Origin of the sequence: Achromobacter sp. RTa, from assembly GCF_000757485.1 — a bacterium.
Lineage (GTDB): Bacteria > Pseudomonadota > Gammaproteobacteria > Burkholderiales > Burkholderiaceae_B > Achromobacter.
Genome location: NZ_JPYO01000001.1, coordinates 163,422 through 184,816 on the forward strand (window position 1 = coordinate 163,422; position 21,395 = coordinate 184,816).

General features: G+C 68.0%; 18 protein-coding genes. 5 read left to right on the forward strand and 13 right to left on the reverse strand.

Annotated features, from left to right (window positions below; translation table 11 throughout):
- Nucleotides 1-31: 31 nt before the first annotated feature.
- Complete coding sequence (locus JL37_RS00755) at nucleotides 32-979, forward strand: LysR family transcriptional regulator (RefSeq protein WP_043541369.1); 948 nt, start codon at nucleotides 32-34, stop codon at nucleotides 977-979.
- An 8-nt stretch (nucleotides 980-987) separates the two neighbouring features.
- Here JL37_RS00755 and JL37_RS00760 read toward each other — a convergent pair whose 3' ends face one another.
- The 11 genes from JL37_RS00760 to JL37_RS00810 form a co-directional block, all read right to left on the reverse strand.
- A complete protein-coding gene (locus JL37_RS00760) occupies nucleotides 988-2,121 on the reverse strand; it encodes an MFS transporter (RefSeq protein ID WP_231570259.1) in 1,134 nt (377 codons plus the stop codon).
- A 249-nt stretch (nucleotides 2,122-2,370) separates the two neighbouring features.
- Nucleotides 2,371-3,345: a thioredoxin-disulfide reductase gene (gene trxB, locus JL37_RS00765; RefSeq protein WP_043541295.1), complete on the reverse strand. Its 975-nt coding sequence runs from the start codon at nucleotides 3,343-3,345 to the stop codon at nucleotides 2,371-2,373.
- On the reverse strand, nucleotides 3,342-4,358 hold the full coding sequence (locus JL37_RS00770) for a tripartite tricarboxylate transporter substrate binding protein (protein WP_043541296.1): 1,017 nt from the start codon (nucleotides 4,356-4,358) through the stop codon (nucleotides 3,342-3,344). The genes trxB and JL37_RS00770 overlap by 4 nt, the downstream gene beginning before the upstream one ends.
- Before the next feature lie 39 nt (nucleotides 4,359-4,397).
- Nucleotides 4,398-5,630, reverse strand: a complete 1,233-nt coding sequence (locus JL37_RS00775) for a CaiB/BaiF CoA-transferase family protein (RefSeq protein ID WP_043541297.1) — start codon at nucleotides 5,628-5,630, stop codon at nucleotides 4,398-4,400.
- A gap of 58 nt (nucleotides 5,631-5,688) precedes the next feature.
- Nucleotides 5,689-6,267 (reverse strand): UGSC family (seleno)protein, encoded by a 579-nt coding sequence (locus JL37_RS00780; protein ID WP_043541298.1) that lies wholly within the window; start codon nucleotides 6,265-6,267, stop codon nucleotides 5,689-5,691.
- A 33-nt stretch (nucleotides 6,268-6,300) separates the two neighbouring features.
- Complete coding sequence (locus JL37_RS00785) at nucleotides 6,301-7,416, reverse strand: hypothetical protein (RefSeq protein ID WP_043541299.1); 1,116 nt, start codon at nucleotides 7,414-7,416, stop codon at nucleotides 6,301-6,303.
- Nucleotides 7,417-7,625: 209 nt separating this feature from the next.
- Complete coding sequence (locus JL37_RS00790) at nucleotides 7,626-9,638, reverse strand: acetyl/propionyl/methylcrotonyl-CoA carboxylase subunit alpha (protein WP_043541300.1); 2,013 nt, start codon at nucleotides 9,636-9,638, stop codon at nucleotides 7,626-7,628.
- Nucleotides 9,639-9,694: 56 nt separating this feature from the next.
- Nucleotides 9,695-11,302, reverse strand: a complete 1,608-nt coding sequence (locus JL37_RS00795; RefSeq protein WP_043541301.1) for a carboxyl transferase domain-containing protein — start codon at nucleotides 11,300-11,302, stop codon at nucleotides 9,695-9,697.
- Between the two features lie 305 nt (nucleotides 11,303-11,607).
- The gene (locus tag JL37_RS00800; RefSeq protein ID WP_043541302.1) at nucleotides 11,608-12,789 is read right to left on the reverse strand and encodes an acetyl-CoA C-acetyltransferase; all 1,182 of its coding nucleotides are present in this window, start codon (nucleotides 12,787-12,789) and stop codon (nucleotides 11,608-11,610) included.
- Nucleotides 12,790-12,822: 33 nt separating this feature from the next.
- Nucleotides 12,823-14,730: a bifunctional isocitrate dehydrogenase kinase/phosphatase gene (gene aceK, locus JL37_RS00805; protein WP_043541303.1), complete on the reverse strand. Its 1,908-nt coding sequence runs from the start codon at nucleotides 14,728-14,730 to the stop codon at nucleotides 12,823-12,825.
- Nucleotides 14,731-14,749: 19 nt separating this feature from the next.
- Nucleotides 14,750-15,928 carry an isovaleryl-CoA dehydrogenase gene (locus JL37_RS00810; RefSeq protein WP_043541304.1) on the reverse strand — a complete coding sequence of 393 codons (1,179 nt, stop codon included), beginning with the start codon at nucleotides 15,926-15,928 and terminating at the stop codon, nucleotides 14,750-14,752.
- Between the two features lie 247 nt (nucleotides 15,929-16,175).
- Here JL37_RS00810 and JL37_RS00815 point away from each other — a divergent pair, with 247 nt between their 5' ends.
- The 3 genes from JL37_RS00815 to JL37_RS00825 are packed head-to-tail and all read left to right on the forward strand — an operon-like array spanning nucleotide 16,176 to nucleotide 19,066.
- Complete coding sequence (locus tag JL37_RS00815; RefSeq protein ID WP_043541305.1) at nucleotides 16,176-17,354, forward strand: M20 aminoacylase family protein; 1,179 nt, start codon at nucleotides 16,176-16,178, stop codon at nucleotides 17,352-17,354.
- 57 nt (nucleotides 17,355-17,411) lie between these two features.
- On the forward strand, nucleotides 17,412-18,383 hold the full coding sequence (locus JL37_RS00820; RefSeq protein ID WP_043541306.1) for a tripartite tricarboxylate transporter substrate binding protein: 972 nt from the start codon (nucleotides 17,412-17,414) through the stop codon (nucleotides 18,381-18,383).
- Nucleotides 18,380-19,066, forward strand: coding sequence for a TetR/AcrR family transcriptional regulator (locus tag JL37_RS00825; RefSeq protein WP_231570260.1), 687 nt, complete (start codon nucleotides 18,380-18,382; stop codon nucleotides 19,064-19,066). The genes JL37_RS00820 and JL37_RS00825 overlap by 4 nt, the downstream gene beginning before the upstream one ends.
- A gap of 31 nt (nucleotides 19,067-19,097) precedes the next feature.
- On the opposite strand, the gene JL37_RS00830 is transcribed toward JL37_RS00825, so the two are convergent.
- The gene (locus JL37_RS00830; RefSeq protein WP_043541307.1) at nucleotides 19,098-19,478 is read right to left on the reverse strand and encodes a MerR family DNA-binding transcriptional regulator; all 381 of its coding nucleotides are present in this window, start codon (nucleotides 19,476-19,478) and stop codon (nucleotides 19,098-19,100) included.
- Between the two features lie 73 nt (nucleotides 19,479-19,551).
- On the opposite strand from JL37_RS00830, the gene JL37_RS00835 reads away from it, so the two are divergent.
- A complete protein-coding gene (locus JL37_RS00835) occupies nucleotides 19,552-20,619 on the forward strand; it encodes an MBL fold metallo-hydrolase (protein ID WP_043541308.1) in 1,068 nt (355 codons plus the stop codon).
- A 29-nt stretch (nucleotides 20,620-20,648) separates the two neighbouring features.
- On the opposite strand, the gene JL37_RS00840 is transcribed toward JL37_RS00835, so the two are convergent.
- Nucleotides 20,649-21,275 (reverse strand): LysE family translocator, encoded by a 627-nt coding sequence (locus tag JL37_RS00840; protein ID WP_043541309.1) that lies wholly within the window; start codon nucleotides 21,273-21,275, stop codon nucleotides 20,649-20,651.
- Nucleotides 21,276-21,395: the final 120 nt, after the last annotated feature.

Genomic DNA, 21,395 nt, shown 5'->3' on the forward strand with positions numbered 1-21,395 from the left:
CGCATCAGCGTCTTCGATGGACGTATCCCCCATGGCCACGCTTCCCGATCTGAGTTCCCGCGAGCTGCAGGCGATCTGCACCGTCGCCGAATGCGGCAGCTTCGTGGCTGCCGCCCTGACGCTGCACATCTCGCAGCCCGCGTTGACGCGCACGGTGCAGCGCGTGGAAAAGGCGCTGGGCGTGGAGCTGTTCCATCGTTCCACGCGGCGGGTGGAGACCACGGCGGCGGGCCAGGAGTTCGTGTCGCTGGCGAACCGCGTTCTTTCCGACTTGCGTATTTCGTTCGAGAACATGCGCGAGATCTCCGATGAGCAGCGCGGCCGCAGCATCGTGTCCGCGGTGATGTCGGTGGCCTATACCCAGCTGCCGGGCATCGTGGCCCGGTACCGGGAATCCCGGCCCCGCATCGAACTGCAGATCCGCGAGGGCGTGCATGGCACGGTGCTGGACGACGTGCGCAGCGGCGTGGCCGACATGGGGATCACCTACATCGACGAGGTGCCGGGCGAGTTTTCGGTCGTGTCGCTGGGCCGCGAGGTCTTCCACGTGGTGATGCCGCGCAAGCATCCGCTGTCCACGCAGGCGGGCTTGACGCTGGAGCAGCTGGCGCCGTATGCGCTGGTCTCGCTGCCCAGGGAGGCGCAGACGCGGCGCCTGATCGACAGCCATGCCTCGATCGCCGGCGTGCCGCTGCGGCACGCGGTCACCGTGAGCCAGTTCGCCACGGTGATGCAATGCGTGTGGGCGGGCGTGGGGATCGCCATCGTGCCCGGCGGCGCGGTGCCCGCCGCGCTGAGCGCGGACCTGGTGGCGCGGCCGCTGACCCGGCCGGCGCTCAGCCAGGCCATCGGCGTGGTGTATCTCAAGGAGCGCGGCCTGACGCCCAGCAGCAGCGGCTTCCTGGCGCAGTTGCGCAACGACTGGGTGCAAGTGGTTCCCGCCGCGCGCGGCCGCCGGGGGCGGCGCGAAGGGGCCTGACCGGCCAATCAATCCGCCCTCAAGGCGTCATGGACCGTCAGGGCGGCGCCGACGCCCAGGCCCGTCAGGAACACGCCTGCCGCCAGCTGGCCGCTTCCTGCCGCGAGCAGCGGTGACGCCAATGGAACGAACGACAGGATCGAAACGTTGTTCAGGGTTTCCGCGGCGGCCAGCACCGCGCCCTTGTCGCGCTCAGAGCGGTTCGCCAGCACGGCGGTGGACAGCGGCGCGCCCGCGCCCAGCGCGGCTCCCCATGCGGCCAGGCAAACGAGCGCGCCCGGCAGCGGCAAGGGCAGCAGATAGAACGCGGCCACGGAGGCAATGAGCAGCGCGGTGGTGATGACCAGCGCCCGCTCTTCGCCGGAACCAAGGCGCCGCAACGTGCCGGCGCAGAGATTGCCCGCGGCGAGCCCGATGCCGAATGCGGCCACGCTAAGCCCGACATGGGCCACGTCCAGCTGATAGCGCATGCGCAAGACTTCCCCCGACAGCAGGAACGCGGCAACGCCGGTCCCATTCCAAAGCCCCTTGGCGAGCAGGGGGCGCACGATGAGCGGCCTGCGCAGCCATTGCATCGCGCGCATGGGGCCCGGCGAGGCGGGAGCGCGGCGGCCGGGTATCGCGATGGCGCCCGCGATGCAGGCGGCGAGGCATCCCGCCGAAGTCAGCACGAAGGGCGCGCGCCAGCCTATCCACTGGGTAAGCAGGCCGGCAAGCGCGGGGCCCGCCGCGATGCCCGCGGTCATGCCGAGCATGACGGCGCCCATGGCCGACGCATGGCGCTCGCGCGGGACGGATTCGGCGACCAGCGCGAACGCATTGGGGACGATGATCGCGGAGGCGAGGCCGCCAAAAATCCGCAGTGCCACCGCGATTTCGAAAGTCGGCGCGAAGGCGATGCCCAGGCCGTCTGCCGCGGACAATAGCAACGCGAAGAGCAATAGGCGGCGCCGGTCGATACGGTCCGACAGGTGGCCGAAGACGGGCGCCGCGATCGCGTACGCGAGCGCATAGCTGGAGATCAGCCATGCGACCTGGGCGGAACTGGCGCCGAAGGCGCCGCTGAGCGGGTTCAACATCGCCGTGAGCATGAATTCGCTCGCGCCGACGAAGAATACGGACATCGAAAGAACGGACAGCAAAGGTCCGTCATTGCCCGCAGGGGCAATTGTTTTGGAATGGCGCATGCTTTTCCCGTGGAAACGCGGGTTGAGGGGAGTGAGGAAAACCGGGGGAGATCGTCGGCGCCGGGCGGTGGCCTAAGAGGCGGCCTGGGAGGCGGCGGGACGATGGAGTGCGCGAGGCAGAGACAGCCGCGAGGGCCGGAGAAGATCAGGACCGGTCAGTGGACCGGCCCTGCCAGGCAATGATATGGGGTTGCCAGGGAACTTTCAAGCCGGCCAGGCAGAAGCCTGTTCCAGGAAGCGCTGCGCGTCCAGCGCCGCCATGCAGCCGCTGCCCGCGCTGGTGATGGCCTGGCGGTACACGTGGTCCTGCACGTCGCCCGCGGCGAACACGCCGTTCACGCTGGTCATGGTGGCCAGCCCCTTGCGGCCTGCCCGCGTCACGATGTAGCCGTCTTCGAGTTCCAGCTGGCCCTGGAACAGCTCGGTGCTGGGCCGGTGGCCGATGGCCACGAAACAGCCGCTGACCTCCAGGTCCGCGCATGCGCCGTCGGCCAGGTTGCGGATGCGCACGCCGGTGACGCCGGATTCGTCGCCCAGCACTTCCTCCAGCACGCTGCGCAGGCGCAACCGGATCTGCCCCTGCTCCACCTTGGCGGCCAGCTTGTCCAGCATGATGGGCTCGGCCCGGAAGGCGTCGCGCCGGTGGACCAGGGTGAGGGAGCGCGCGATGTTGGACAGGTACAGCGCTTCCTCCACCGCCGTATTGCCGCCACCCACCACGCATACGTCCCGGCCGCGATGGAAGAAGCCGTCGCAGGTGGCGCAGCCGGATACGCCGCGGCCCATGTAGGCCTGCTCGGATGCAAGCCCCAGATAGCGCGCGACCGCGCCCGTGGCCACGATCAGCGTGTCGCAGGTATAGGCGGCGCGCTCGCCGCGCAGGACGAAGGGCCTGCGCGACAGGTCCACGCTCTGCACGTGGTCGGCGATGACCTCGGTGCCGAAGCGCAGCGCATGGTCCTGGAAGCGCTGCATCAGTTCCGGCCCTTGCACGCCGGCCGCGTCCGCGGGCCAGTTGTCCACGTCGGTCGTGGTCATGAGCTGGCCGCCCTGCGCCATGCCGGCGATCAGGACAGGCTGCAGGTTGGCGCGGGCGGCATACACGGCGGCGGCGTATCCGGCCGGGCCGGATCCCAGGATGAGCACCCGCGCGTGGCGCGGAGATCCGGCGGCGTTCATTGCAGGCGGATCCCGGCGCGCCGCACGATCTCGGCGTAGCGCTTGGCTTCGCTGCGGCAGTAGGCATCGAAATGCTCGGGCGTGTCGCCCACCGGCATGGCCTGCGAATCGGCCAGCCTGGTGCGCACGTCGGGCTGCTGCAGTACGCCGCTCACCGTTTCGTAGATGCTGGCGATCAGGCCGGGCGGCGTCTGGGCCGGCGCCCACATGCCATACCAGGTGGTCAGGTTCACGTCCGGATACCCCAGCTCGGCGAAGGTCGGCACGTCGGGCAGCGCATCCACGCGCTGGGCGGAAGTGACCGCCAGCGCGCGCAGCTTGCCGCCCTTGACCAGGCTGATCGAGGAAGGCATCGAATCCAGCATATAGGTGACCTGGCCGCCCACCACATCCGTGAGCGCGGGCGCGCTGCCCTTGTACGGGATGTGGGTGACGTCGAGCTTGGCCGCGGCCTTGAAGACCTCGCCGGCCAGATGGCCGGGGGTGCCGTTGCTGGACGACGCGAAATTGTGCCGGCCGGGCTGCGAGCGCACCAGCTCGATCAGTTCCGCCACGGAGCGCACCGGCGAGTTGGCGCTGATCACCAGCTGGATCGGCGTGGAAGCCAGGTTGGTGATGCCGCGGAAGTCCTTGAGCGGATCATGCGACATATTCGCGTACAGCGCGGGATTGACCAGCTGGCCGGAGACGTTGATCAGCAGCACGTAGCCGTCCGGCGCCGCCTTGGCCACCATGTCGGCGCCTATCATGCCGCTGGCGCCCGGCCGGTTGTCGATGACGACGGATTGCCCCAGCTTGTCCGCCAGCGTCGTTGCGACGATCCGGCCGACGATGTCGGTCGGGCCGCCGGGCGGATAGGGAATGACGACGCGCAACGGCTTGGACGGATAGCCGCTGGCGGCGTACGCCCTGGCGCCGCCGCCCAGCGCGCCCAGGGTGGCGCCGGCGGCGCCGATCAGCAGGCGGCGCCTGCGCGGGTTGCTCAATGCCTCTGCTCGAATGCGTGGTTCCATGGTTTGTCTCCCTTGTCGCTTTCTTGTGTAGGGCACAGCTCAGGGGCCGACCGCGATCGCGCCATCGCGCCGCAGTTCGGCCAGCGCCTGCGGCGCCAGTCCCAGCACGTCGCGCAGGACCGGCTCCGTATGGGCGCCCAATACCGGCGGCGCGCTGCGGTATTCCACGGGCGTCGCCGATAAATGCAGGGGGTTGCCGACCAGGTCGGCGCAGCCGGTTTGCGCGCCGGGCATCGGCACGCGCATGCCGCGTTGCAGGACCTGGGGGTCGGCGAACACTTGTTCCAGGCCGTTTATCGGGCCGCAGGGCACCGCCAGCGCTTCCAGTTCGCGCAGCCAGTGCGCGCTGGGACGGAGCGCCATTTGCGCCTGGATCAGGGGGATCAGCGTCTCGCGCGAGGCCAGGCGCGCGGTATTGGTGGCATAGCGCGGCTCGTCGGCCAGCTCGGGGCGGCCGATGGCGCCGCAGAAGCGGCGGAACTGCGCGTCGTTGCCTACCGTCACGATGACGTGGCCGTCGCGGGTGGCGAAGTCCTGGTACGGCACGATGTTGGGATGGGCATTGCCCAGGCGTTCGGGCTCGCGGCCGCTGGCCAGGAAATTCATGGCCTGGTTGGCCAGCGCCGCCACCTGCACGTCCAGCAGGGCCACGTCCACGTGCTGGCCCTCGCCCGTGCGGTCGCGGTGCGCCAGCGCGGCCTGGATGCCGGCGGTGGCATACAGGCCCGTCAGGATGTCCGTCAGCGCCACGCCCACCTTCAACGGCCCGGCGCCGGGCTGCCCGTCGCCGCGGCCGGTGATGCTCATCAGGCCGCCCATGCCCTGGATCAGGAAGTCATAGCCCGGCCGCGCGGCGTAGGGGCCGTCCTGGCCGAAGCCGGTGATGGAGCAGTACACCAGCCCCGGGTGCCGATGCCTGAGCGTGTCGTAGTCCAGGCCGTAGGCCCGCAGCCCGCCTACCTTGAAGTTCTCGATCAGCACATCGCATTGCGCTGCCAGCGCGGCCACCAGCCGCTGCCCTTCGGCGGTGGCGATGTCCACGGCGACGGACTTCTTGTTGCGGTTGGCGCCGGCGAAATAGGCCGATTGCGCGACTTCGCCCCATTGCGGATCGCTGATCCAGGGCGGACCCCAGCCGCGTGTGTCGTCGCCCTGGCCCGGCCGTTCGATCTTGATGACCTCCGCGCCCAGGTCCGCCAGCAGCTGGCTCGCCCAGGGGCCCGCCAGCACGCGCGAAAGGTCCAGCACCCGCAGGTGCGACAGTGCGCCCATCGTTCCCCTCCCCGTGTCGGCGCGTTCCGTGGCGCGCCATCGCGACGCAATGCGGCCGCTATTGCAGTTCCACGCGCACCTGCAGCGGAGCCTTGGTGCCCAGCCATACCTGCTGCGCCTGCTCCTTGATCTGGGCGACGCGCTGCGCCACCTCCTCGGCCGTGATGGAGCTGACTGGATGCGCGATCACGACAGGCTCCAGCGTCTTCATGCCGATGGCCTGCCGGGTCAGTTCGGTTTCGCGCGCGAATTCGGTGGTGATGATGACGGCGCTGGGCACACCCAATCGTTCCAGCGCGATGGAGTCGCGCACGCAGGCCGAGCAGCACGAACCGCAGTCGCCGATGGCGGTGAGCACGATGTCGTTCTCGGCCGCGATGCGTTCGATGAGTTCGGGGGCCGCATCCTTGGAGAAGCTGTGCTTGACGTAGTAGTTGACCTGGGCGAATTCGATGTCCTCGCCCAGCGCTGCCGCCGCGCCGCGCAGCAGCTTGTTGGCGTTCCACTTGGAGTTGTCGAGGATGCCCAGCCGCAGCCCGGCCAGGGCTGTCTTGCGCGCCGATACCGGCGCGTCCTCGAAGCGCAGAGCGCCGCGCGGGTCGAACACCGCGACTTTTTCACCGTTGTTCATCTGCATGTTCCTGCTCCTGGTTGTGTCCTGGGCGCCGCGTCAGATGGCGCAGGCGCCGCTCGTGCAATCGCCGGCTCCGGCGGCATTGGCGCCGTCGATCGCGCGCAGCACGGGCGTGCTCATGTGCCCCCAGCCGGGGATCAGCACCGAAAAACGGCCGGCCTCGCCGCCCATCACGAACAGATGGATGTGATCGGGGCTGTGCACGATGGGGATACGGGTGTCGTCCTCGCGCTTGTAGTACTTCGGCAGGTTGCGGTTGTAGACCTTGCCGTAGCGGTGGCCATAGGCCAGGTCGATGAAGCGGTTGCCGTGATTGACGTACAGGTAGTTGCGCACGTCGGCGCGCGACCAGCCGTGCTTGCCGATGGTCTGGGCATGCTCCAGGCCCAGCACCACGGCGATGTGGCCGCCCAGCACGGCGCTGTTGGACGCGATGGTGCTCATGGCGGAGCACATGGTGTCCAGGATGCCCTCGGGGTCGTTCGAAATATGGTTGGTCACGCTGTGCGGCGCCTCGGCGGCCATTGCGAAGACGGTGGAGTCCTCGGGCTTGTAGCCATGCTCCACGTGATACGGCGCCAGCGGGCTTTGCAGCTCGTTTTCGCAGACGCAGTAGGTATATTTGCCGGGATGGCCCAGCGTGCTCTTGTCCAGGTCACCGGGCCAGCCGCCGCCCACGTTCAGCATGATCAGGCGCAGCGCCCGGCCGATGGTGGCGTTGGCGCGGTTGCCCGAACCGAAGGCGTTGACGCCGCCGTTCATGCCGATCTCGCGGGCAATGGGCCCGTTGACCACCAGCAGGGGCGAGGCCACGTGCGTGGTCGCCTGCACGCCGTTGAGGTTGAAGGCCTGGTCGGTAATGGCCTTCACGCCCGCCAGCACCACCGGGGCGTACTCCGGCTTGCAGCCGGCCATCACCATGTTGATGGCCAGGACCTCGCGGGTCAGTTCGCCCCAGCGCGGCGCCACGCGGGCTTCCACGAAGCCGGCGTCTCCGCCCAGCCGTTCCACGATCTCGTCGATCTTCTGCCGGGTAGGCGGCACCACCGGCAGGCCATCGGTGAAGCCTCGCTCGTAGTAGTACTCCACCAGGTCCACGCCGGCCGGAACCATGCCCGCCGGCGACGCGTTGGTCTGCAGAACCGCGCTCATCGGAATCTCCTCGTTGCTGTCGGATGACGTTGCGAAGAGGATAGGAGCGGTACGCTATTTATAACAAGAACAATCTATTTCCATAAATGATTGCGAAAAATGCATAAATACATGAATACTGTGGCGCGCATGCGAATCGGGGCGGCCCGCAGGCCGCCCCGAGTTCACTTCCGCGGCGCATGGCGCCGCCGCGCGCGAGATGCGCCAGGCTATTCGCCGATCGCCACCAGTTCCGCTCCTTCGGTCACCTGGTCGCCCACGGCATAGAACACCTCCGCCACCTTGCCGCCCGCCGGCGCGGAGATGGTGTGCTCCATCTTCATGGCTTCCATCACGAGCAGCGGCTGGCCCTTCTCCACGGTGTCGCCGGCCTTGACCGAGATCGAGATGATCTTGCCCGGCATGGGCGCGGTCAGCCCGCCGCCATGTTCGCCCTGGGTGTCCTGCGAATGCGCCAGCGGATCGTAGAGCTCCAGCATGTGCGAGCCGGCGTCGGTGAAGACATTGGCGCGGTCCGCGTGCAGCACGACCGTGCCGGCGCTTTCGTGGCCGTTCAGCGTGATGCGCAGGCCATAGGCAAGGTTCGGATTGGCGCTGGCGTGGGCGCGCCACAGGAAGGCTTGCGGGCCGTCGCCGCAGTCCAGCGTCCAGGCCGCGCCGTCGCGCGCGACGAGCGCCTTGCGGGTCGTGCCGTTGTCCACCCATTGCAGTTCACGGTGGTAGCGGCCGCCCAGGCGCCAGCCGTCGCGGGCGTCCCAGGGATCGGTGCCGCCCTTGCCGGGCGCGCCCAGGCCCTGGCGCACCAGCACCGCGGCGCTGGCCAGGGCCAGCACGGAAGCGCCTGCGGCCTCGGGTTCGGGCAGCAGCGTGGCGCGCTGGCGCTCGATGAGGCCGGTGTCCAGGTCGGCGGCGGCGAAGGCGCTGTCCTTCATCAGCCGCGCCAGGAAGGCGACGTTGGTCTGCACGCCCACCGCCTGCGTCTGGGCCAGCGCCTGCAGCATGCGGGCGCGGGCCTGGTCGCGGTCGGCGCCGTGCACGATCAGCTTGGCGATCATGGGGTCGTAGTAGGGCGTGATCGTGTCGCCCATGCGCACGCCGCCGTCGACGCGGATGTCGCCGTTGACGAAGGCGGTATGCGCCGGCAGGCCCAGGTAGGCCAGCGTGCCGATGGAGGGCAGGAAGCCCTTCTCGGGGTTCTCCGCGTAGATGCGGGCCTCGATGGCGTGGCCGGTGATGCGCAGGTCTTCCTGGCGCGCCGGCAGCGGCTGGCCGGCGGCCACGCGCAGCTGCCATTCGACCAGGTCGTGCCCCGTGATCATTTCGGTGACCGGGTGCTCGACCTGCAGGCGCGTGTTCATCTCCATGAAATAGAAGCGGCCGTCCGGTTCGGCGATGAATTCCACCGTGCCCGCGCCCACGTAGCCCACGGCGCGCGCGGCCGCCACCGCGGCCTCGCCCATCGCCTGGCGGCGCTCTTCCGTCATGCCGGGGGCGGGCGCCTCTTCGATCACTTTCTGATGGCGGCGCTGCACCGAGCAGTCGCGCTCGAACAGGTAGACGCAATTGCCCTGCGTGTCGGCGAACACCTGGATCTCGATATGGCGCGGCTTTTGCAGGTAGCGTTCGATCAGCACGCGGTCGTCGCCGAAGCTGGACGCGGCTTCCCGCTGGCAGGAAGCCAGCGCATCGAGGAAGGCGCCGGACGATTCCACCACGCGCATGCCTTTGCCGCCGCCGCCGGCGCTGGCCTTGATCAGCACGGGATAGCCGATGGCGTCGGCCTGGCTCTTCAGGAACTCCGGGTCCTGATTGTCGCCGTGGTAGCCGGGTACCAGCGGCACGCCGGCCTTTTCCATCAGGGCCTTGGCGGCGGACTTGCTGCCCATGGCGGCGATGGCGGAAGCCGGCGGGCCGACGAAGGCGATGCCGGCGTCGGCGGCCGCCTTGGCGAAGTCTTCGTTTTCGGACAGGAAGCCATAGCCGGGGTGGATGGCCTGCGCGCCGGTGTCGCGCGCGGCCCGCAGGATGGCGTCGGCGCGCAGGTAGCTCGCGCGCGGCTCGGAGCCGCCGATGTATACGGCCTGGTCGCAGGACGCGACGTGGCGGGCGTTGGCGTCGGCGTCGGAATACACCGCAACGGTGCGGATGCCCATCCGGCGGGCGGTGGCGGCCACGCGGCAGGCGATTTCTCCGCGGTTGGCAATCAGCAAAGTGTCGAACATGGATGTCATCCAGGCTGAAATTATTCTTGAACTGCGGTGAGGGCGGCTGCGCCGCCCTACATGCGGAACACGCCGAACTTGGTGTCTTCGATGGGCGCGTTCAGCGCGGCCGACAAGGCCAGGCCCAGCACGCGGCGCGTATCGGACGGGGCGATGATGCCGTCGTCCCACAGGCGCGCGGTGGCGTAATAGGGATGCCCTTCGTGTTCGTACTGTTCGCGGATGGGAGCCTTGAAGGCGGCCTCTTCCTCCGCCGACCATTGGCCGCCGCGGGCTTCGATGCCATCGCGCTTCACGGTGGCCAGCACGCTGGCCGCCTGCTCGCCGCCCATGACCGAGATGCGGGCGTTGGGCCACATGAACAGCATGCGGGGCGAATAGGCGCGGCCGCACATGCCGTAGTTGCCGGCGCCGAACGAGCCGCCGATGAGCACGGTGAACTTGGGCACGTTGGCGGTGGCCACGGCCGTCACCATCTTGGCGCCATGGCGGGCGATGCCTTCGTTTTCGTACTTGCGGCCCACCATGAAGCCCGTGATGTTCTGCAGGAAGACCAACGGGATCTTGCGCTGCGCGCACAGTTCGATGAAGTGCGCGCCCTTCTGCGCGGACTCCGAGAACAGGATGCCGTTATTGGCGACGATGCCCACCGGCATGCCGTGGATGTGGGCGAAACCGGTAACCAGCGTGGGTCCGAAGCGCGCCTTGAACTCGTCGAATTCGGAACCGTCCACGATGCGCGCGATGACTTCGCGCACGTCGTACGGCTTGCGGGTGTCGGCGGGGATGATGCCGTTCAGTTCGGAGGGGTCGTAGCGCGGTTCGCGCACGGGCACGGTGGCCAGCGGCTGCGGTTTCTTGCGGTTCAAACGCGCGACCGCGTTGCGCGCCAGCTGCAGCGCGTGCATGTCGTTCGCCGCCAGGTGGTCGGCCACGCCCGACAGGCGCGTGTGCACGTCGCCGCCGCCCAGGTCCTCGGCGCTGACTTCCTCGCCCGTGGCGGCCTTCACCAGCGGCGGGCCGCCCAGGAAGATGGTGCCCTGGTTCTTGACGATGATCGACTCGTCGCTCATGGCGGGCACGTAGGCGCCGCCGGCGGTGCAGGAACCCATCACCACCGCGATCTGCGAGATGCCCTGCGCGGACATCTGCGCCTGGTTGTAGAAGATACGGCCGAAGTGTTCGCGGTCGGGGAAGACTTCGTCCTGCTGCGGCAGGTTGGCGCCGCCTGAATCCACCAGGTAGACGCAGGGCAGGTGGTTCTGCGCGGCGATCTCCTGCGCGCGCAGGTGCTTTTTGACCGTCATCGGATAGTAGGTGCCGCCCTTGACCGTGGCGTCGTTGCAGACGATCACGCATTCCGTGCCCGCCACCCGCCCGATGCCGGTAATGACGCCGGCGCCCGGCGCTTCGCCGCCGTACATGCCATGGGCCGCCATCGGCGACAGTTCCAGGAACGGGGTGCCCGGGTCGATCAGGTTCTCGACGCGGTCGCGCGGCAGGAGCTTGCCGCGCGCCACGTGCTTGGCGCGCGCGGCCTCGCTGCCGCCCAGCGCGGTGTGCGCCAGCTTCTCGTTCAGGTCGTCCAGCTGCGCCTGCATGGCGCGCGCATTGTCGGTGTAGTCCTGCGACCGCGTATTGATGCGGGATTCAATGATGGGCATGGGGTTCCACCCGTCCTGCTTGTTGGGAATTTGGGGGGGTAGGATGGGTGGAGCGCGAGAGATCAGCGGCAAGAACGCCGCCGCCTCAACGCGCGCAACCCATCGAACTGACGTTGTGTTGGGGCTGAAGATCAAAAAGAACCGCGGTGCTGCATGACGGTTGTGGGGCCCATCCCTTTCTGGCTGAGGCCGCTTGGGGATTTGATCCGGCCTGATGGGTTGCGCGCGTTGAGACGTTTGGGCTTTTGCCATTGGCCTCTCGCGCTTCACCCATCCTACGGCGGGGCTTTTGGCCCCGCCATTCCTCACACCATTTCGATCGCCATCGCCACGGCTTCGCCGCCGCCGATGCACAGCGTGGCCACGCCGCGCTTGCCGCCGGTCTTGCGCAGCGCGCCGACCAGCGTGGCCATCAGGCGGGCGCCGGATGCGCCGATCGGGTGGCCCAGGGCGGTGGCGCCGCCATGCACGTTGACCTTTTCATGCGGAAGCTTGAAGTCGGCCATGGCGGCCATGGTGACCACCGCGAAGGCTTCGTTGATTTCGTACAGGTCCACGTCCTCGGCCTTCCAGCCGGTCTTGGCGAACAGATTCTTCAGCGCGCCCACGGGGGCGGTGGTGAACCAGTTCGGCTCTTGCGAGTGCTGGCTGTGGGCCACGATGCGGGCCAGCGGCTTCACGCCCAGCTTCTCGGCCGTGGAGGCGCGCATCAGCACCATGGCGGCGGCGCCGTCGGAAATCGAGGACGAGTTGGCGGCGGTGACAGTGCCGTCCTTCTTGAACGCGGGCTTGAGCGTGGGGATCTTCTCCGGCATGGCCTTGGTAGGGGCTTCGTCGGTGTCGATCACGGTGTCGCCCTTGCGGCCGGCGACCGTCACGGGGGCGATTTCCCACTTGAAGCTGCCGTCTTCCGAGGCGGCGCGGGCGCGGCGCAGCGATTCCAGCGAGAAGGCGTCCTGCTGTTCGCGGGTGAAGGAATACTTGGAGGCGCAGTCCTCGGCGAACACGCCCATGGCCTTGCCCTTATCGTAGGCGTCTTCCAGGCCATCCAGGGCCATGTGGTCGTACACGGTGTTGTGGCCGTAGCGGTAGCCCTGGCGGCCCTTGAGCAGCAGGTACGGCGCGTTGCTCATGCTTTCCTGGCCGCCGGCGACGACGACGTTGGCGGTGCCCGCGGCCAGCAGGTCATGGCCGAACATGGCGGCCTTCAGGCCCGATCCGCACACCTTGTGGATGGTGGTGCACGACACGCCCAGCGGCAGGCCCGCGCCCAGCGCGGCCTGGCGCGCCGGGGCCTGGCCCTGACCGGCTTGCAGCACGTTGCCCATGATGACTTCTTCGACCAGCTCGGGCTTGATGCCCGCGCGTTCGACGGCGGCCTTGATGGCGACCGAACCCAGTTCGTGCGCGGCCAGGCCGGACAAGGCGCCCAGCATGCCGCCCATGGGCGTGCGGGCGACGGAAACGATGACGATGGGATCTGACATGACTAGCTCCTGTGAGGGTCGGGACAGCTCGGGTTACGAGGCCGCGTCGGTGCCCGGCGGGCGTTCGGGACGCAGGCGTCTGTCCGTATCGTAAGGGAAAAATTCTTCAATCCGGCCTTGCGCCACATGCGTCCGGCAGGCCTGCCACCATTCGGGTTCCAGCAGGTCTGAATGGTGACGCATGAAGGCGCCGCGCACGCGCGCGTCGCCCAGCAGGAAACGGCCGAATTCTTCCGGAAACACGTCATTCGGGCCGATGGCGTACCAGGGTTCCGACGCCATTTCCGCTTCCTCGTTGGGGGCGGGCGGAATGCGCCGGAAATTCATTTCGGTCATGCGCTGGATTTCGTCGTAGTCGTAGAAAACGACCCGTCCCAGCCGCGTGACGCCGAAGTTCTTGTAAAGCATGTCGCCGGGGAAGATATTGGCCGCGGCCAATTGGCGGATGGCGTCGCCGTATTCGCGCACGGCCGGGTCCAGCAGCGCGTCGGACGCCTGTTGCAGATACAGGTTGAGCGGGGTCATCCGCCGTTCGATGTAGACGTGACGGATGAGCACCGTGTCGCCGGTGACCTCGATCAGGCTCGGCACCAGCCGTTGCAGTTCGTCGAGCAGGGCCGGCGCGAAGCGGCTGCGCGGCAGCGCCACCTGGGAATACTCCCAGGTGTCGGCCATGCGCCCCACACGGTCGTGCAGCTTCACCATCTGGTACTTGCGCCGCACGGTGGCGTGGTCCATGCCGTCTTTGTCGATATGGTCCTTGATCAGCTTGAAGACGTAGGGATACGACGGCAGCGTGAACACGCACATCACCATCCCCTTGATGCCGGGCGCGATGTCGAACGCGTCGCGCGAATGGGCCAGGTGGTGCAGGAAATCCCGGTAGAACAGCGTCTTGCCCTGCTTCTGCAGGCCGATCATGGTGTAGAGCTCGGCCTTGGGCTTGCGCGGCAGCAGGCTGGACAGGAAGTTCACCACCGCCGCCGGCGTTTCCATGTCGACCAGGAAGTAGGCGCGGGTGAAGCTGAACAGGGTGCTCAGGTCGTCGGCGCCCAGCAGCAGCGCGTCCAGCCGGACCTGGCCCGCGGGATTGCGCGTGAGCGCCACGGTGAACGGATACACCGTGGACTGATTGATCAGGCGCCCGACGATGTAGGCGCCCTTGTTGCGGAAGAACAGCGAGCCCAGCGCATGGATTTGGCAATCGCTGGCGATGCGCCGGCCCACGTGGCGCGGAAGCTGGGCCCGCAGCTGTTTGACGGCCGCGCGCGCCAGCAGGCGGGTGTCGCGTGGCAGGTCTTCGAAGGGCAGCGCCAGGCCGAAATCCGCCACCATGCGGATCAGGCTTTTCTGCAGGCCCTCGGCCACCGGGTAGTACACCCGGTACGAGGGCTTGTGGCTGTCCAGGTATTCGGTGGCCACCGCGGGCCGCACGAACAGGAAATCGTTGTGGAAGTAATCGCGGTGCAGGATGCGGCAGGACACCGAATTGAAGAAGGTCTCGGCGCATTCGGGCTGGCGGTGCTCGCCCAGCAGGCCCACGTATTCCTGCTTCACTTGCTGCCAGAACGCGGTTTGCGCCTCGTCCAGCGGCGCGGGGCCGCCGGCGCCGTTGGCGCCGTTCGCGCCCGCCCCATTTGCATCGGCTCCGTTCGCCCCAGGCGGGGTCGGCGCCGAGCCCGGGCGGCCGCGCAGCGCGCCTTCCAGTTGCGAGGCGCATTCGCGCACCCGCATGTCGTAGTACTCGATGCGCTCGCGCGACAGGTGCTGGATGCCGTGCCAGTCCCCGGATTCGAACAGCGCCTTGGCGCGCTGCGCGCTGTAGCGGAACAGCGCGTAGTGGCGGTCGAAGCCGGCCAGGATGAGCTGCGCCACGTCCAGCGGCGAGGGCCCCGGGGCGGGGGCCTGCTCGATGTGCTGGACGTCGGACATGCGGATCATGGCGGGGCTCGGCCTGGGGTCAGGCGGTTTCGTTGAACAGCTCGCGGCCGATCAGCATGCGGCGGATTTCGCTGGTGCCGGCGCCGATCTCGTACAGCTTGGCGTCGCGCCACAGGCGGCCCACCGGGTATTCGTTGATGTAGCCGTTGCCGCCCAGGATCTGCACGCCTTCGCCCGCCATCCAGGTGGCCTTCTCGGCCGTGTACAGGATCAGCGCGGCGCAGTCCTTGCGGACCTGGCGCACGTGTTCCGTGCCCAGTTTGTCCAGGTTCTTGCCCACCTGGTAGCAGAAGGCGCGGCTGGCCTGCAGCGTGGTGTACAGGTCGGCGACCTTGCCCTGGATCAGCTGGAATTCGCCGATGGCCTGGCCGAACTGCTTGCGGTCGTGGATGTAGGGCACCACCACGTCCATCACGGCCTGCATGATGCCCAGGGGGCCGCCGGACAGCACGGCGCGTTCATAGTCCAGGCCGCTCATCAGCACCTTGACGCCGCCATTGACCTGGCCCAGCACGTTTTCTTCGGGGATCTCGCAATCCTGGAACACCAGCTCGCCGGTGTGGCTGCCGCGCATGCCCAGCTTGTCGAGCTTCTGCGCGATGGAAAAGCCCTTGAAGCCCTTTTCCACCAGGAAGGCGGTGATGCCGCGCTGGCGCGCTTCGGGATCCGTCTTGGCGTAGACCACGAGCGTGTCCGCGTCGGGGCCGTTGGTGATCCACATCTTGGTGCCGTTGAGCACGTAGCGGTCGCCTTTCTTGTCGGCGCGCAGCTTCATGCTGACCACGTCGGAACCCGCGCCCGGCTCGCTCATGGCCAGGGCGCCGATATGCTCGCCGGAAATCAGCTTGGGCAGGTACTTGGCTTTCTGGGCCGCCGTGCCGTTGCGGTTGATCTGGTTCACGCACAGGTTGGAGTGGGCGCCGTAGGACAGGCCCACCGACGCGCTGGCGCGCGAGATTTCCTCCATTACCACCATATGGGCCAGATAGCCCAGGTTGGCGCCGCCATATTCCTCGTCGGCCGTCATGCCCAGCACGCCGAGTTCGCCGAATTTGCGCCAGAGATCCATGGGGAATTGGTCGCTGCGGTCGACTTCGGCCGCGCGTGGCGCGATCTCGGCCTGCGCGAAATTGCGCACGGCGTCGCGCAGCATGTCCAGGTCTTCGCCCAAGTCGAAGTTCAGGCCGGGAAGATTCATCGATGTCTCCGTGATAGTGGGTACTTACATTCTTATGGATGCCCGTGCTCCGCGCCACGCCGCCTCAGGTGGGCCCATGATGCGCCGATCCGCCATCGCCGCGCAATGATGCACTGCAAATATTACGTTTACGTAAACGTAAATTGGAGTCGGGTTATCCCTAGGGGAAACGTGATTTCTCGCGGAGGGCCGATGAGTAATATTCGAATCTGTCCCTGAAATCCTGTACCACCGCGACGGAGTTGCCGTGCTCGAACTATCCAATCTAGACGAAATCGTGGCGCTGCGGCGCGATATCCACATGCATCCCGAGCTCTGCTACGAAGAGCACCGCACGGCCAAGGTCGTGGCGGACACGCTGCGCGGCTGGGGCATCGAGACGCACACCGGCATCGCCAAGACGGGCGTGGTCGGCGTGATCAAGCGGGGCACGTCCGGCCGCGCCATCATGCTGCGCGCCGACATGGACGCGCTGCCCATGCAGGAGGAAAATCAGTTCGAGCACCGTTCGCGCCATGACGGCAAGATGCACGGCTGCGGCCATGACGGCCACACGGCCATGCTGCTGGCCGCGGCCCGGCACCTGCAGACGGCGGGCGGCTTCGACGGCACGGTGTACCTGTGCTTCCAGCCGGCCGAGGAAGGCGGCGCGGGCGGCCGCGCCATGATCCAGGACGGCCTGTTCGCGCGCTTCCCGTGCGAAGCCGTGTTCGGCATGCACAACTGGCCTGGTTTGCCCGCCGGTTCGTTCGGCGTGTGCGCGGGCCCGATGATGGCGGCGGCCAACGGTTTCAAGATCACGGTCAAGGGCAAGGGCGGCCATGCCGCGGCGCCGCAGGATTGCAATGACCCGGTGCCGGCGCTGTTCGCCATCGGCCAGTCGCTGCAGACCATCCTGACGCGCAGCAAACGCCCGCTGGACGCCGCCGTGCTATCCATCACGCAAGTGCAGGCCGGCGGCAGCGTGATCAACGTCATTCCGAATACCGCCTGGCTGGGCGGCTCGGTGCGTGCCTATAGCACCGCGGTGGTGGACCTGATCGAGCGCCGCATGAACGAAATCGCCGGCAGCATCGCGGCCGCGCACGGCTGCGAGGCGGAGGTGTTCTTCGAACGCCGCTACCCGGCGCTGGTCAACACCGTGGCCGAGACCGGGTTCTGCATGGAAGTCATGCGCGAGGTCGTGGGCGAAGACCGCGCGCTGACGATCGAACCGGCCATGGCCTCGGAGGACTTCGCGTTCCTGCTGCAAGAAAAGCCCGGCTGCTATGTGTTCCTGGGCAATGGCGACGGCGAGCACCGCATGGCGGGCCACGGCCTGGGCCCTTGCATGCTGCATAACGCCAGCTACGACTTCAATGATGCCCTGATTCCGGCGGGCGCATCGTATTGGGTGCGCCTGGCGCAACGCTACCTGGCGGCCTGAGCGCCGCGCCAGCCCCGCTTTATCCAACGCAGTGCTACGCAACATCACTAGGACAATATGAAAAAGAAGACTTTGCTGATCGGGGCCGCGGGGGCGGCCCTGGCGATCATGGCGGGCGGCGCGATGGCGCAAGCCTGGCCGGCCAAGCCCATCACGCTGGTCGTGCCCTACACCGCCGGCGGCAGCGCCGATGCGATCGGCCGCCGCCTGGGCGACGTGCTGCGCAAAGAGGCCAATGCGACGGTCATCGTCGAGAACAAGCCGGGCGCGGGCGCGTCCGTCGGCACCGACTACGTGGCGCGCGCGCAGCCGGACGGCACGACGTTGCTGCTGGCGTCCACCAGTCCGCTGACGATCTTCCCGCACCTGGCCAAGACCAACTACGACCCGATGAAGGACCTGACGCCGGTGGCCAGCGTGGCCGTGGCGCCGGTCGCCATCGTGGCGACCAAGGCGCTGCCCGTGAAGGACTTCGCGGGCCTCGTCGACTACGCCAAATCGCATCCAGAAGGCGTGCGCTACGGCACGCCGGGCCAGGGCACCGTGGCTCACATCGGCATGGCGGCGGTCACCGCGCAGACGGGCACCAAGATGCTGCACGTGCCCTACCGCGGCAACAGCCAGGCGCTGACCGACGGGCTGGGCGGCGTGGTGGAGCTGCTGGTGGTCAATAGCGATGTGGTGCTGCCGCACGTCGCCAACGGCGCGCTCAAGCCGCTGGCCGTGATGGCGCCCCAGCGCCTGGCCGCCTGGCCGGACGTGCCCACCATGGCCGAGCTGAAGCTGCCGCAGGCGCAGTACTACTCGAACTTCGGCGTGTTCGCGCCAGCGAACCTGCCGCCCGCGGTGGCGCAGTCCTTGCAGGCCGCCCTGGCGAAGGCCGTGGCCAGCGCCGAGTTCCAGGACCTGCTGGCCAAGTCCTACCTGCAACCGGGCACCGCCGCCGGCGACGCCTTCGCCAAGCAGGTGCAGGCGGAATACGCAAGCAACGCCCGCCTCATCAAGGAAGGCAACATCAAGGCGGATTGAACTACGCCTTCCCGTCCGCGGCCGTTCCGGCGGCCTCCGGCGCCGCGCCCGCCACGGGCGCGTCCCGGCCCGCCTTGCGGCGCGGCCGGAACATCGTCAACGCCATCCCCGCCGTCACGACGAGCAGGCCCAGCACGATCGTCGCGCCCGTGCTCGACGTGTTCCGGCTGAAGGGCTGGCAGGCCGCCTCCATGGCGGACCTGGCCGAGGCCGCGGACGTCCAGCGCGGTTCGCTGTACCACGCCTACGGCGGCAAGGAACCCCTATTCCTGCTGGCCTTCGGCATTTACGCAGACCGCTTCCTGGCCGAGACGCGCAAGGCGCTCGACGCGCCGGACGCCCGGACGGCATTGCTGCGTTTTTTCGAGGTGGCCATCGCCAACATGACCATCGGCCAGCCCTCGCGCGGCTGCCTCACGACCCGCACGGCCACGGCTCTGGATGCGGCGGGCCCCGAAATCCGCGGCCGCCTGGCCGGCTTGATCGGCGACCTGCGCCAGCTCGTCGGCGAGGCGCTGGCGGCGCCGTCCATGCGGGCGGCGCTGGTCCTGGGGCCTGCGGAAACGGCGGACCTGCTCATCACCTTTGCCCGGGGCCTGGCGGTCATGGAACGTATCGAGGGAGACGCGGGGCGGCTGCGCGCCATGGCGCAGGCGCTGACGCGGACGCTGGTCCGGTCCTAGCCCGCGGGCAGCCGCGGAATGGCCGCGTTCTTCAGGGCTTCTGGGCGAGCAGCTCGCGGCACTGCTGTTCCTGCAGCGAGATTTCCTGCAGGGTGTCTTCGATGTCGCGGCGCTGCTGTTCCAGGGTGGCGCGATGCTGTTGCAGTACGCTCAGGTATTGGCGCAGCTGGACTTCGGTGTCGCCGGGCCCGTCGTACATGTCGATCAGGGTCAGGATCTCGGACAGCTGCAAACCCAACCGCTTGCCGCGCAGCGCCAGCTTCAGGCGCGTGCGGTCGCGCGGCCCGAAAATGCGGTTGCGCCCCTCGCGCGCCGGGCTGACGATCCCCTGGTCTTCATAGAAGCGGATCGTGCGGGGCGTGACGTCGAACTCGCGGGCGAGTTCGGAGATGGTCCAGGTTGACGAGGGCATGCGAGGTATGGCAGTTTACGTAAACGTAAATTATGATGACTTGACCGGAACGTCAAGCGTGGAGCGAGAGGCAATGAACCCCAACGAGCAGAAACTGCAGTACCCCTGGGCCGACTTCCAGCCCGAGGCCGGCCGGGCGCACGTGGTGGCCGAAGGGGTCAAATGGATACGGATGCCTTTGCCGTTCGCGCTGGATCATATCAACCTCTGGCTATTGCGCGACAACATCGACGGCAGGGACGGCTGGACCATCGTCGACTGCGGCATCGCGCGCGACGAGGTGAAGACACTGTGGGAACAGGTCTTCGAGAACGAGCTCGAGGGCCTGCCCGTGCTGCGCGTGCTGGTCACGCACATGCACCCCGACCACGTCGGCCTGGCGCACTGGCTGTGCGAACGCTGGAACGCTGGCCTGTGGATGACGATGACCGATTTCATGGTGGCCTCGCTGTGGTCGTCGCGCCGCGGCGACGCGGGCGCGGGCCCCGGCGGCCAATCGGCGGTCGAGCATTTCGCCCGCCATGGGCTCATCGACCCGGACGCGCAGGAACAGATCCGCCAGCGCGCCAACTACTATCCCAATCTGGTGCCGGCGATGCCGTCGCGCTACACGCGCATCCTGCACGGCGACCAGGTCCGCATCGGGGGGCGCGACTGGCGCGTGATCGTGGGCTACGGGCATGCGCCGGAACATGCGTCGCTGTTCTCCCCGGACCTGGCCGTGCTGATCTCGGGCGATATGGTGCTGCCGCGCATTTCCACCAACGTCAGCGTGTTCGACTACGAGCCGGACGCGAACCCCCTGCCCCTGTACCTGCGCTCGCTGGACCGCTACGCGGACCTGCCTGACGACACGCTGGTGCTGCCGGCTCACGGCCGTCCCTTCAAGGGCCTGCACGAACGCATCAAGCAGCAGCACGACCACCACCGCGACCGTCTTGCGGAAGTGCTGGAAGCCTGTACGGGCCAGGCGCAGTCCACCTCGGACATCGTGCCCGTGCTCTTCAAGCGCAAGCTGGACCTGCACCAGCTGACCTTCGCCATGGGCGAGGCGCTGGCGCACCTGCATGCCCTCTACTTCGAGGGCAAGCTCAAGCGCGCCCAAGGCGCGGACGGGATCGTGCGGTTTTCAGCCGCCTGATTACGGCAGGCGAGGCGCCGCCGCGCGCCTTAGCGCGTTGCGGTCGCCAGCCGCAGCGCCAGGCCCACGAATACCAGCGCGGCAATGCGGTTCAGCCAGCGCTTGGCGGTCGCCGAGCGCTGCAGCAGTTCGCCGAATGCGCCCGAGAAGAACGCGATGGCGCCGAACACCAGCAGCGTGGACACCATGAATACCGCGCCCAGCTGCATGGTCTGCACGCCAACCGGTCCCAGGGCCGGCGAGGTGAACTGCGGCAGGAAGGCGAAGAAGAACAGCAGCACCTTCGGATTGGTCAGATTCATTACGATGCCGCGGCGGTACAGCGCGCCCGGCTTCATGGGTTCGGGCCGCGTTCCGGCGCTGCCTCCGACAGGCGCGCGCAGGATTTGCCAGGCCAGGTACGCCAGGTAGGCGGCGCCGGCCAGCTTGAGCACGGTGAAGGCCATGGGCGAGGCCGCGAATACGGCGGCCAGCCCCACGGCCACGGCCGCCGTGTGGCCCAGCAGCCCGGTGCACAGCCCCAACACCACGAACATGCCCGCCTTGCGGCCCCAGATGGCCGATTGCATCAGCACGAACAGATTGTCGGGCCCCGGGGTCAGGGCCAGCAGGACGGCAATGCCGAAGAATGCAATCAGGGTATCGATGGGCAGCATGGGATCTCGCCTGGAACGGGTCGGTCGTCTACGCAAGGGCCGGAGATGGCATCATAAAGGCAAAGCCCCACACATCATGAGCGCCCCATGCGTCCCTCCGGGACCTCCCGGGCCCCGACC

Excerpts from the sequence above, each read along its gene's own strand:
- JL37_RS00810 (WP_043541304.1), bottom strand. The coding sequence starts at position 15,928 with ATGAATCTTCCCGGCCTGAACTTCGACTTGGGCGAAGACCTGGACATG.
- JL37_RS00830 (WP_043541307.1), bottom strand. The coding sequence starts at position 19,478 with ATGCCCTCGTCAACCTGGACCATCTCCGAACTCGCCCGCGAGTTCGAC.
- JL37_RS00840 (WP_043541309.1), bottom strand. The coding sequence starts at position 21,275 with ATGCTGCCCATCGATACCCTGATTGCATTCTTCGGCATTGCCGTCCTG.
- trxB (WP_043541295.1), bottom strand. The coding sequence starts at position 3,345 with ATGAACGCCGCCGGATCTCCGCGCCACGCGCGGGTGCTCATCCTGGGA.
- JL37_RS00795 (WP_043541301.1), bottom strand. The coding sequence starts at position 11,302 with ATGCCCATCATTGAATCCCGCATCAATACGCGGTCGCAGGACTACACC.
- JL37_RS00780 (WP_043541298.1), bottom strand. The coding sequence starts at position 6,267 with ATGCAGATGAACAACGGTGAAAAAGTCGCGGTGTTCGACCCGCGCGGC.
- JL37_RS00775 (WP_043541297.1), bottom strand. The coding sequence starts at position 5,630 with ATGGGCGCACTGTCGCACCTGCGGGTGCTGGACCTTTCGCGCGTGCTG.
- JL37_RS00835 (WP_043541308.1), top strand. The coding sequence starts at position 19,552 with ATGAACCCCAACGAGCAGAAACTGCAGTACCCCTGGGCCGACTTCCAG.
- JL37_RS00800 (WP_043541302.1), bottom strand. The coding sequence starts at position 12,789 with ATGTCAGATCCCATCGTCATCGTTTCCGTCGCCCGCACGCCCATGGGC.
- JL37_RS00785 (WP_043541299.1), bottom strand. The coding sequence starts at position 7,416 with ATGAGCGCGGTTCTGCAGACCAACGCGTCGCCGGCGGGCATGGTTCCG.
- aceK (WP_043541303.1), bottom strand. The coding sequence starts at position 14,730 with ATGATCCGCATGTCCGACGTCCAGCACATCGAGCAGGCCCCCGCCCCG.
- JL37_RS00755 (WP_043541369.1), top strand. The coding sequence starts at position 32 with ATGGCCACGCTTCCCGATCTGAGTTCCCGCGAGCTGCAGGCGATCTGC.
- JL37_RS00820 (WP_043541306.1), top strand. The coding sequence starts at position 17,412 with ATGAAAAAGAAGACTTTGCTGATCGGGGCCGCGGGGGCGGCCCTGGCG.
- JL37_RS00770 (WP_043541296.1), bottom strand. The coding sequence starts at position 4,358 with ATGGAACCACGCATTCGAGCAGAGGCATTGAGCAACCCGCGCAGGCGC.
- JL37_RS00790 (WP_043541300.1), bottom strand. The coding sequence starts at position 9,638 with ATGTTCGACACTTTGCTGATTGCCAACCGCGGAGAAATCGCCTGCCGC.